The organism is Clostridium pacaense, from assembly GCF_020709765.2.
In the GTDB taxonomy this organism is placed as follows: Bacteria; Bacillota; Clostridia; order Lachnospirales; family Lachnospiraceae; genus Enterocloster; species Enterocloster hominis.
Window position 1 is genome coordinate 149,861 of sequence record NZ_JAJFEB020000009.1, and the last position, 10,822, is coordinate 160,682.

Here is a 10,822-nt window from a genome sequence, read left to right on the forward strand (position 1 = left end):
CAGGGCTGCGGTATTCCTTCCTGCTAAAACCATCTTTTCACGCCGGCACTTAGGCGCGGTCTTTCACGCGCCTTAGTACCGCTGCGTGGAAAACAAGCGCGAGCGGGTTGCAGCAGGAAGGAATACCGCAGCCCTGCGGACCTCCGCCAACCCTACCCCCATATCTTCCACGGCGCCTTCCCCGACTGCCACAGTTCCTCCAGCTTGTTCATCTCCCTCTGGGTATCCATGCACTGCCAGAAGCCGCTGTGATAGAAGGATTTAAGCTGTCCCTCCATGGCCAGCCTTTGCATGGGCTGCTTTTCAAACACAGTGGTATCGTCTTCCAGATAATTGAAGATTTCCGGTTCCATCACCATGAAGCCGCCATTAATCAGGGCGCCGTCGTTATCCTCCTTCTCGCGGAAGGAAAGGATGGTATTGTCATCATCAATGTCCAATACCCCCTTCATCTGTCCGATGTTCACCGTGGTGATGGTGGCTGTCCTGCCATGGGACCTGTGGAACTGTACCAGCTTATCCAGATCAACCGTGCTCACACCGTCCCCATAGGTCAGCATGAAGGTTTCATTGCCGATGTAGGGCTGGATCCGTTTCACCCGCCCTCCGGTCATGGTGTTAAGGCCGGTGTCCACAAGGGTCACCTTCCATGGCTCGGAATAATTGTTGTGGACTTCCATCTTGTTATTGGCCAGATCAAAGGTTACATCTGAGGTGTGAAGGAAATAGTCAGCAAAAAATTCCTTTACCACATACTGCTTATATCCAAGGCAGATGACAAAATCGTGGAAACCAAACTCAGAGTAATATTTCATGATATGCCACAGGATGGGCCTTCCGCCGATTTCAATCATTGGCTTTGGTTTTAAATGGCTTTCCTCACTGATCCTGGTTCCAAGTCCGCCTGCTAAAATAACAACTTTCATCTTTATCCTCCATTGTGTCCCAACAGCCCTCCATGGGGCTGCCCGTCATCTGAATACGTTCCATCCATGTTCCTTCAGGATCCGCAATGCATCCTGTATCTTGTCCACACCCTTCCTGTACTCAAACAGGTCGGATAGTTCCTTGTCCATGGCCTTAAGCTCCTCCTCATCCATATCCGGTACCTGAAGGGCCATGGCCGCCATATTTTCAAAGTTTTCTTCCCTGTACGGTGCCTTCTGGATCTCATGGTAAGTAGTATAACCATTTCCTGACAGGATTGCAAGACAGAATAGTGCAATCAGGCACCGACGCCATATGACCCAAACGGTATGGGGCCTTCCTGTGGAATCTGGATTTCCATTTACATACTGGTTTCCTCTTTGTTTCCTTTGTATATCCCGGTTCATTCCCCGGTTCCCTTGTACATCCTGCTTCATTCCCTGGTTCCACGCAAGGGCAAAGGTGATGACCATTCCAAGGATCCCTACCTGGAACTGCAGGGCGTACCTGGAACTCAGGGCATATGACTCGCTCTCAAATATATACCTGGATATGAATATGAGTATATGGTTCAGTCCGCCTCCCACCAAGAGCATCATGGGGAGCAGTGTTTTCTCATAAAACCGGAACCTCAGGTTAAGCCAAAGCGCAAACAGGTATCCGCAGACCACAAAGAGCCCGATGACATAAATCATGCGGTCCGTAATCATGCCCTGTTTCACCAGCTCCTGCAGCTCCTCCCCTCCCACAAGGATACCGGCAAAGGATTTAAGCAGGAACCGGACGGGAAATGCAGGATGGTCGGAAAGGATTTCCATCAGGGAACGCCCGGTTGCCCCGGCATGTTCCTCCACTGCAAATGAGTTGCTGAGGATGTAGAGAAGCAGCGGAATCAAGGTACAGGCCATATAGGCGATGTAGCGCATGTCCCATTCATTTTCCCGCATCCTGCCCCGGACCATGCAGAATAAGTAGGACATCAGGATTGTCACTGCGTAGATTGCGCAGTAAGGGCCTGCCGTTCCCAGTATGATAAGCCATGGAAGCACCAGAAGCTTTATCCTGTCCCCGTTCTTTTCCTCACCGGCCCATACCCGGTCCAGCACCAGTTCGTGGTAATAAAAGCAGGCAAAGGCGAAAAAATGGGACCAGCCGCTGCCGTTTGTAAGCATTTCCCATTTATTAAGACTGAACATCACTGCCATGAGAAGCGCAAACCAGCCAATCCCAATCCTTCTGTTTTTACAGTAAATCCCAAGTACCCAGCCAGCCAGCCCCAGGCTTATAACCCCCAGGACACGTTCCAGGGTAACGGAGAATCCAAACAATCCCACATTGATGATCCGGCACAGATAGTTGATGGGAATCCGGGTAAGCACGTCCGGCACAAAGAATCTGGCCGGGTCATACACATCGGGAAGATAGCTGTTGACCAGACGGATGTAGTCGGAATACACCACGTCGCAGGTGGAATTCTTAACATACCAAAGGCAGAAGCCAATGCCAAGAAGGGGCAGAAGCCAGTATATGATTTTTCTGTACCTGGATGTGTCCATGGTTCCTCTCCTTTTCTGATGTGTATTTACCTGGGCGGATATAGCTCCGGCAGGGCATTGCCTATCTCGCCGTCATATGCACAATTGCAGCCAGACGGTCCTTACCGCGTTGTTCCTGGGCATTGTGCATATAGAAATTATAGTCAAAGGTCAGGTGTACCATCTGCCACGGTTCAGCTTCAATGGTTTCATTCACCACGGTGGAGCGCACCGGGATTGTGACCGGATCATCCTGGTCCTTTGTTATCTTAATGCCCTCGCCTCCGCTCATGACGCCCGGATATATGATTTCCAGGTCAATCATCCCTGTCTCACCTGCCATGACCGTCAGGCTGGCATGTTCATCCATCCATCCGTCATCATAATATCCATACTCCACATTCAGCTTCAGGTCCTTTACGAACTGGGTGATATCCTGGAAACCATTGTGCTCCGGATCCTCCCTCAGCACAAGCATACGGTCGTCCACCAGCCCGATGTCGCGGATACTGTCAATGAATTCCACGCTGGTCCCCTCCGCCGTCCGTTCCTTGTCAAAGACCTTAAAAAAGGTACGGGCTGTAAAATCACTCATCTCATAGCTGTTGCCTATGATATAAATATTCTTTCCGAACAGGCTGTCGCCGTACCGTCCGTATGTTTCCTCCGCCAGCGAATTATAACGCAGCTGGCTGGGCCACAGATACAGGTTCGGGTACTGCGCCCGGTAAAACAGCTCCACCGGAAGCATGAGGAATACATAACAGATAAATGCAGCCCCCCATGGCCACAGACGTTTCAGGTAAAGCTCCGGCTTCACCCCTTCGGTCAGGACCCCGTACATGTACGCCAGAAGCAGAAGGGCTGCTGTCAGGGAAACATAGACCCACCGCATCTCCACCCGGATGGTCACGCTGGAGGACGCGATACAGGCCCCGATGAATAAAAGGAACAGGGCCAGGTTACATAGTACCTTCCCCTTCACGTCCTTCCTCTTATCCTTTATGACCTTTATAAGGAAGCCCAATACAATAACGGCGATGGCCACGTCAGCCAGCAGGACCAGGATCCTGATTGACAGGGGGCTCTGTCCCCACGGGCAGCCGTTGAGATGTTCCGGGCCTGCATTCATGCCGAACACATACGCAATCTGGCTCAGCCCATAGCGGACCGTATCTGCCAGGCTGAAGGTATCCGCCACCAGGGTCCCTCCGGTGCCCGCAGGCAGGACGCTTCCGATGGTAAATGCGCGGATTACCTGGACCAGCAGGAAGGACACCAGGCCGGCGGCCCATTCCGCCAGATTCTTAGACCGTTTGATAAGCAGTACAAGGAGCAGGAGCGGAAACAATACCATATACCGTTCATGTACAAAGCACACGCCGAAATACAGGGCGCAGGACAGATAATAATACTTCCTACCGTCCTCCCCGTTCATGTAACGGTACAGGTACCAGAGGATGCCAATGGCCATCCAGAGCGCCATGGTTTCCATCAGCCCCAGGACCTGGCCAATCTGGTAATAAGCCATCCGGCTTATGAGATACATGAAGCCGCACAGGAAGCCGATTCCCTTGGAGCGCGAAAGCCGTCTTCCAATCAGGTAGACCGACCAGGCAACAGCCGTGTTCAACAGGATGTTAAACGGCACGAACCAGTTCACATGGTTACCGACCACCGCCATCTCAAGCCAGGCCGCCAGATAGTAAAGGAAACGGAACCTGGTGCTTCCCAAAGGGAACACATACTGGAGAAAGCCCTGCTCGCCATAACAGGACCAGAAATACAGGTCATCCATATAAAGCCCTTTGATTTCAATATTCCTGTTCACCCACACTGCCATGGCCAACAGGATTCCCATGAAAATCACATGGTCTTTCCACTCATATTTCTTCTCCATCCTGGAGAAACCAATCCTGGTTCTTGACCGTTCTTTTGTCTCCACAGCTTATGCCTCCTTTGCAGTACCTTCTGCGTAAATTCTCCGGTGTCCATGTCAGTGCCGCCCGGAAAGGACTACGCCGGAACATGGTCATGACTTCAGTCCGATGAAAAACTGTAATTATTGCGGAAATCCCCTACCGCCGCCTCCGGATCCGCAGGCAATACCGGCGGCAGCGTGACCCTGGCCGACAGATTGCCCCACTCATATTTAAGGTCCGTAAGGCTGCCCTCTTCTATCATATCCTCTATCATCTCAAGGGCACGGGGCTGCGCTGCCAGATATCCTTTTTCCACAAAAAAATACTCTGTGCCCGCATATTCCAGGAATTCCTCAAAATATTTAAGCCTTTTCACCAGATATACATTGCCTCCGCTGCCAGTGACATCGTAATAACTCTGTACACTGCAGGATATATCCAGGACATCCGGATGGTTCCCGAACGCCAGCACCCTTGTCCTTGGTGAAAAGCCGGATACAAGGTTCATGCACCCTATTTCCAGGTCGCGCTGACGCGCCTCCCTCCGGTGGTCATAATATCCCATATGCTTTAAACGCACCGGCGTAAAACCAGGCTGCCCGGCCCAGCTGGTCAGGCATGTAAGCGGGACATTCACTATCATGAAACAGATGACCGCCATACCGATCCCACGTCCCAGTCCATGCATTCCGTCAGGAGCCGTACCACGGCCCAACAGGCTTCCTTCCATCCTCATGGAAATGATGACCAAAAGGGAATAAAACAGGATGAAATAATTGCCATCCACCTGGGACAGTGTGTAAATGCTGGCAATACATCCCAGTGTCATGACAGCCATCAAAACCCTGTCAAATACTTCCAAGGGCGTCCGCGCCTTTCTGCCCCTTATGGCAGAAACACTCCATATAAACAGGAACAGTGTCACAAGTCCGGTTCCCCAGGCAATGACCACATGGTCCATGTCCACGGAGACAGGAGCCGTAAGCATTTCCCCAAGACGCCTGCCCAGGCGGGCCAGTTTTTCCCCGGCTGTCAGCATGGACGGGTCCCCAATCACATGGCTGAAGGAGAAGGGGTATCTGACCTTCCATCCCAAGCGCTCACAAAAGCCGGCAAATATGGAAGTCACCGGAACCCCGGTCATGAGCCATGTGCGATACCATAACCCGGCTGCGGCGCCTGCTGGAAAAAGAAGCAGAAGCCATCCCTTTTTATCTCCCAGACTGAACCTGCCTGTGGCCATGAGACAGATAAGGGCGGTTCCCCCAAGGGCGGTTGAAAATACCAGGGCCGTGGGCTTATATACCAGGGTCAGCAGATAGGTTGCCACCGCCATGAGAAGCCATGGCGTCCTTTCCTTTTTCTCAAATGCACGGCACAGGAAGTCATATATGATCAGCTGGTGCAGCAATGTGATGATATCGCTCTTGGCCGTGGCAGCCATGTTCATGATTCCCGGGATGGAGGAAAGCACAGCCGCCGCAAAAAGCCCCATTCCCAGCCCCCTTTTGCGCCTTACCATAGACGCTGCCAGTACCAGGACCGCAATTGTCATCCACAGGGAAAACGCCAGCACAAATCCATAGGTAGGCGTGCCGCTCAATGGAAGGGCCAGCACCTCCAGTCCCTTACTGTAGGTGTAGACCAGATTAATCATACCCAGGTTTTCATAAATCCCCTTCCCATTGTCCAGCACGAATGCCGAGCGCAGCCCATAATGCAGGGAGTCATAATCCAGCTCTATATTCAGACGTCCGGCCTGAATCAGGACCATGGTGATGATAAATGCCAGAAGCCATGGATAGGTCTTACCGGACTGCCGCCGCAGACATCCCGGCGTCCCTGGCATCCCCGGCATACCCGAAGTCCCCCGCATACCCGGCACCTCCGGCATACCTGGCACCTCCGGCATTCCCGGCATCTTCTGCCCAATCCGGCCTCTTCGGACAGCCAGATACGCCTCCGCCCCAATTGCCGCACCGCCCAGAACCAGCGCCAGCACACGCCAGAGCTTGATCCCGCCATGGCCTGTCAGGGATATGAGACACACAATCACCATCCAGAACGCGCTTCCGGTCACCAGGGACATGGACAGTTCCTCAACAGATGACTGCCGGATTTTCCAAGCAAATAAGCGGTGGATCCATCTTCCCCAGAGAATCAGGACCGCCACATAAAGGCCGGATACGGCAATCGGCACCAGGATCTGGTGGCACCAGGTAAAAACCGCCGCGCCGCCAGCCACACAAAGCCAGCAGGTTCTGGAGTTTCCTGTATTCCCGGCTCTGGATATTTTATCGACCGGGTTTCCATTCCCACCCGTTTTGCCGCCTGCTTTCCCATTCCCGCCATAAGCCTTCCTGAGCCAGAACAGGTTCCATGCAAATACAAGCGCAACCTCCCCAAACATGATCCATGTGGCTTTTGACTCCAGGACACTCCTTAAAGGCCCGGCCATCACTTTGTAATACGATATGATAAGAAACGCTCCTGTCAGCCCCAACAGCACTGCCAGAAGCAGATTCCCCCTTTTGCTACCCTTCATATTCAGAATCCTTAATTTTTTTCATCACTCATATTCACCATAAGCAGTTTTATAAAAATGCATCAGCAGCCGGGCAGCCGGCCCGGGCCAGAACCGCCTGAACATGGCCTCCTCCTCCTCTGCCCTCCTGCCCCCCACGATACACGCCTTGGTGGTGGCTTCATCATGGACCCGGTAATACAGAAGCGGACGCTCGTCACAGATAAACCGTCCCTTTTCGCAGGCCAGCTGATATAAATTATCCCAGTCCAGGGCAAACCTGTATTCCGATCGCACCAGGGGTGTGCCCAGCAGTTTCTTCTGATAGGTTGTGGCAGGACAGCAGATGGGATTGCCGAAAATCAGGGACATTTTCTTAATCCATGCCCGGTCATTCAGGGCCGGAACCCGCAGCGGAAGGCGGAGGATACGTTTCACCCACAGCATGGCGTCACCTGTGATCAGCCGTCCATTTTTCACAATCACATAGTCCGTGGTGAACACGGTCATGTCAGGATATGCCCTGTAGGCGGCCAGAAGCCGCTCCACGTATTCCTTATGGTACATGTCATCCTGGTGGGCAATGGTGACCAGCTCACCGTCCGCCATTTCATATGCAAAGTTCCAGTCATCCCTTATATTGCTTTCGCCGTTCCTTACGAATACCTGGATGCCGTATTTCCACGCCAGTCCGTCTATGTATGGGCTGGGGGTGGAGGTGCACAGTATGATATGGCTGGGTACGCTCTGGGAAACCAGGGAGCGGATCAACGGTTCCAGATAGGGCGAATCCTTGTAAGCGCATATGGAAAACACATGCTTATACTTCATAAAAATGTTCCTCCAGCATCAGGCAGAGGGTATGGTAAACCGGCAGATGTAATTCCTGGATCTTAAATGTCTCCTGCTCCGGCACCACGATGGACACATCGCTGGCCCTGCCAAGCTCTCCCCCGTCCTTGCCCGTAAGGCCGATTGTCCTGATGCCCGCAGCTTTTGCCACCGCCAATGCATACATGATATTCTTAGCATTGCCCGAAGTGGAGATTCCTATGAACACATCCCCGGGCCTGCCGTAACCGTAAAGCTGCTGGGCATAGGTCAGTTCCCCATTCACATCATTGGAAAATGCAGTGGACAGGGATATATGCCCGGTAAGCGCAATGGCCGGAAGGCTTCCCTGAAGATGTGCCGCCAGTTCCCCGCCCCGCACCGGGTCCGCTGCCCTCAATGCGTCAGCAAATTCCCCGGCTACCGGACGGCGCTTGACAAATCCCTTCATCAGCTCCCCCACGATGTGCTCACTGTCAGCACAGCTTCCACCATTTCCCGCAATGAGGACCTTTCCCCCATGCTCATAGCATTCCTTCATCATCTCATAAGCAGCAAGGACATCCGCCTTCACCGCATCAAGCACCGGATACCTTCCGGTCAGTTCCTCCAGATATTCCATTTCCCTCATGGGATTCACACCTGTCCTTTCTCTACAATCCACCGGGCAGCAACCAGCAGGTCCTCCGCATAAAAATCATATGCCGGGCTTACCCCTGTGCGCATGTCCTTTTCGTGCTGTTCCCTGCCGTATCCGGTTCCCACCAGGATGGATGTAAGGCCATAATTCTTCCCCGCCTCCACGTCCAGCAGCTTATCGCCCACCATGAAGGAGCGGGCCTTATCCACGTCAAACCGCTCTTCGGCCATCTCAAACATCCCGGTTCCGGGTTTGCGGCACCGGCACTGTATCTTATATGGTCCAATTCCATGCACCGGGTGATGGGGGCAGTAGTAAAATGCATCAATACCGGCCCCGTCCCGCTCCAGCAGTTGGTTCATATGCAGGTGAAGCTTCTCTACGTCCTCCGTCCTGTAATAACCCCTGGCCACACCCGCCTGATTGGTCACCACCACCAGACGGTATCCCGCCGCTTTTAACATCCTCAGCGCTTCTTTAACCCCCGGGAGTATGTGCAGGTCCTCCGGTTTGTAGAGATAGCAGACCTCTTCGTTCAGCGTCCCGTCCCTGTCTAAAAAAACAACCCGTTCCATGGCTTTTAACCGTCCTTTATATGTCAAACTTATATTCCCCATCCGGCATATGGACACTGACCTGATCATACTGCCATCTGTCATCGTCCATGACCCAGCTCTGGGCGCCCCGCAGTTCAAAGTTCCAGTCAGCCAGCTGACCGCCCACCTGTTCCATCCTGGCCGCCACCTTGTGGCGCACGTTATACGGGCAGTACATAAGCAGGTAACCGCCGCCGCCAGCGCCCAGAAGCTTACCGCCCAGCGCCCCTGCCTTCAGGGCCTCATCGTAAAGCTCATCAATCTGGGGCGTCGTGATCTTGGCGCTCATGCGCTTCTTGCTCTGCCATCCATAGTCCAGAAGCTTCCCAAAGCTGTGAAGGTTGCCCTTTAAAAGTTCATCCTTCAGGGCATAGGCCAGGGCCTTTACCTCGCACATGGCCTGAAAGCTGTCCTTTTTCTCATAGTTCTGCACCTGGTCCTTGATGATGTTGGCAGACACGTGTATCTTACCCGTGTAGCACAGCAGCAGGTTGTATTGGAGTTCGTGGATGATATCCTTCTTGATACGCAGCGGATTCACCACCACATTATTGCGCCCATGGAACTCAATGAAATTAAAGCCGCCAAATGCAGCCGCATACTGGTCCTGGTATCCGCCGTCTATGCCCAGGTCAATCCTCTCCACCTGGTAAGCCAGGTCAGCCATGGCATACGCGTCCATCATGATTCCCTTCCACCGGGCCATGGCCATCAGCATGGCCACCATGACGGTGGATGAGGTTCCAAGGCCGGAACCCGGAGGCGCGTCGCACTGGAGGTATACCTCGCATCCCTGCTTGATATCCATGGCCTTAAGGGCCGCTGTCACAAGGTCCAGTTTTCCGTCATAGACATAATTCTCATTGGTGTTATATTTGACCGTCATGTCAAAATCAATGGAATTGACAATAATCTGGTCATCCTCCCTGGGAACAATGGAGCAGTACGCGTATTTATTGATTGTACTGCCGATGATGGCGCCTCCCTGCTCCACGCAGAATGGCGCTACGTCCGTCCCGCCTCCGCCAAAGCTTACCCTGAGAGGCGCCCTTCCTCTGATTACCATATGTTTCTCCTTCCGTATACCTTCCGTATATGAACATACCGGGTTTCCCGGCAATTACATAGGCTAAACCACCACCTGGTTCCTCACATCCTCCTGGAACTGGCGGTATGCCTCCGGGATCCCGATGTCAATGAAGTATCCGTCATTGACAAAACCTCCCAGGCCTTTCCCCTCTGTTAACCACTTTGGGATCATGTCATTTTCCAGCGATACCTTGCCCTCGGGTATGGTATCCATAAGGCTGCGCCTCATCAGGTAAATGCCGCCGTTGATGGTGCCCATCCTGGTTTCCTCTGTTTTCTCGTTAAATGCAGTCAGGAATCCCTTCCCATCCAGGATGGCCTGGCCGTATCTGGACACATCCGGCACCTCCCGCAGCACCAGGGCCATGTCCAGATCCAGCGAGTCCTGAAGCCGCTTCAGGCGTGTATAGTCAATCTGGTAAAATGTATCCGCATTCAGCACAAAGAACCTTTCCTCCGTGACAAAGCGTCCCGCGTTCTTAATTGCGCCCGCCGTCCCCAGCAGGGTTTCCTCATAGGCATAGGAGGCGTGAAACCCAAACCGCTCCCCATCCCCAAAATACTCCTCCACCATGGTTCCTTTGTATCCAACGGCAAATATGATATCCGTCATGCCGCTGCGCACCAGTTCCCTGGTAACGTATTCCATGAAAGGCCGTCCCTCAATCAGGGCCATTGGCTTGGGCCGGTCGCTTACCACGCTGCGAAGCCGTGTCCCAAGGCCTCCGGCCAAAAGTATTGCCTGCATCATACTCCTC

9 protein-coding genes are annotated in these 10,822 nt (G+C 53.1%); all 9 read right to left on the reverse strand.

What is annotated here, in order from left to right:
- Positions 1-152 precede the first annotated feature (152 nt).
- On the reverse strand, positions 153-926 hold the full coding sequence (rfbF, locus tag LK536_RS45785; protein ID WP_025485503.1) for a glucose-1-phosphate cytidylyltransferase: 774 nt from the start codon (positions 924-926) through the stop codon (positions 153-155).
- A 45-nt stretch (positions 927-971) separates the two neighbouring features.
- The gene (locus tag LK536_RS45790) at positions 972-2,483 is read right to left on the reverse strand and encodes a hypothetical protein (protein ID WP_227795835.1); all 1,512 of its coding nucleotides are present in this window, start codon (positions 2,481-2,483) and stop codon (positions 972-974) included.
- A gap of 61 nt (positions 2,484-2,544) precedes the next feature.
- A complete protein-coding gene (locus LK536_RS45795; RefSeq protein WP_227795836.1) occupies positions 2,545-4,407 on the reverse strand; it encodes a glycosyltransferase family protein in 1,863 nt (620 codons plus the stop codon).
- A 95-nt stretch (positions 4,408-4,502) separates the two neighbouring features.
- On the reverse strand, positions 4,503-6,929 hold the full coding sequence (locus tag LK536_RS45800; protein WP_227795884.1) for a glycosyltransferase family protein: 2,427 nt from the start codon (positions 6,927-6,929) through the stop codon (positions 4,503-4,505).
- Positions 6,930-6,953: 24 nt separating this feature from the next.
- Entirely contained in the window at positions 6,954-7,739 is a 786-nt protein-coding gene (locus LK536_RS45805) for a glycosyltransferase (protein WP_025485500.1), read from the reverse strand.
- Positions 7,729-8,361, reverse strand: coding sequence for a D-sedoheptulose-7-phosphate isomerase (locus LK536_RS45810; RefSeq protein WP_474912679.1), 633 nt, complete (start codon positions 8,359-8,361; stop codon positions 7,729-7,731). The genes LK536_RS45805 and LK536_RS45810 overlap by 11 nt, the downstream gene beginning before the upstream one ends.
- A gap of 14 nt (positions 8,362-8,375) precedes the next feature.
- On the reverse strand, positions 8,376-8,954 hold the full coding sequence (locus LK536_RS45815) for a D-glycero-alpha-D-manno-heptose-1,7-bisphosphate 7-phosphatase (RefSeq protein WP_227795837.1): 579 nt from the start codon (positions 8,952-8,954) through the stop codon (positions 8,376-8,378).
- Between the two features lie 16 nt (positions 8,955-8,970).
- Positions 8,971-10,041 carry a GHMP family kinase ATP-binding protein gene (locus tag LK536_RS45820; RefSeq protein WP_008719911.1) on the reverse strand — a complete coding sequence of 357 codons (1,071 nt, stop codon included), beginning with the start codon at positions 10,039-10,041 and terminating at the stop codon, positions 8,971-8,973.
- A gap of 63 nt (positions 10,042-10,104) precedes the next feature.
- Complete coding sequence (locus LK536_RS45825) at positions 10,105-10,815, reverse strand: nucleotidyltransferase family protein (protein ID WP_331472158.1); 711 nt, start codon at positions 10,813-10,815, stop codon at positions 10,105-10,107.
- Positions 10,816-10,822 lie beyond the last annotated feature (7 nt).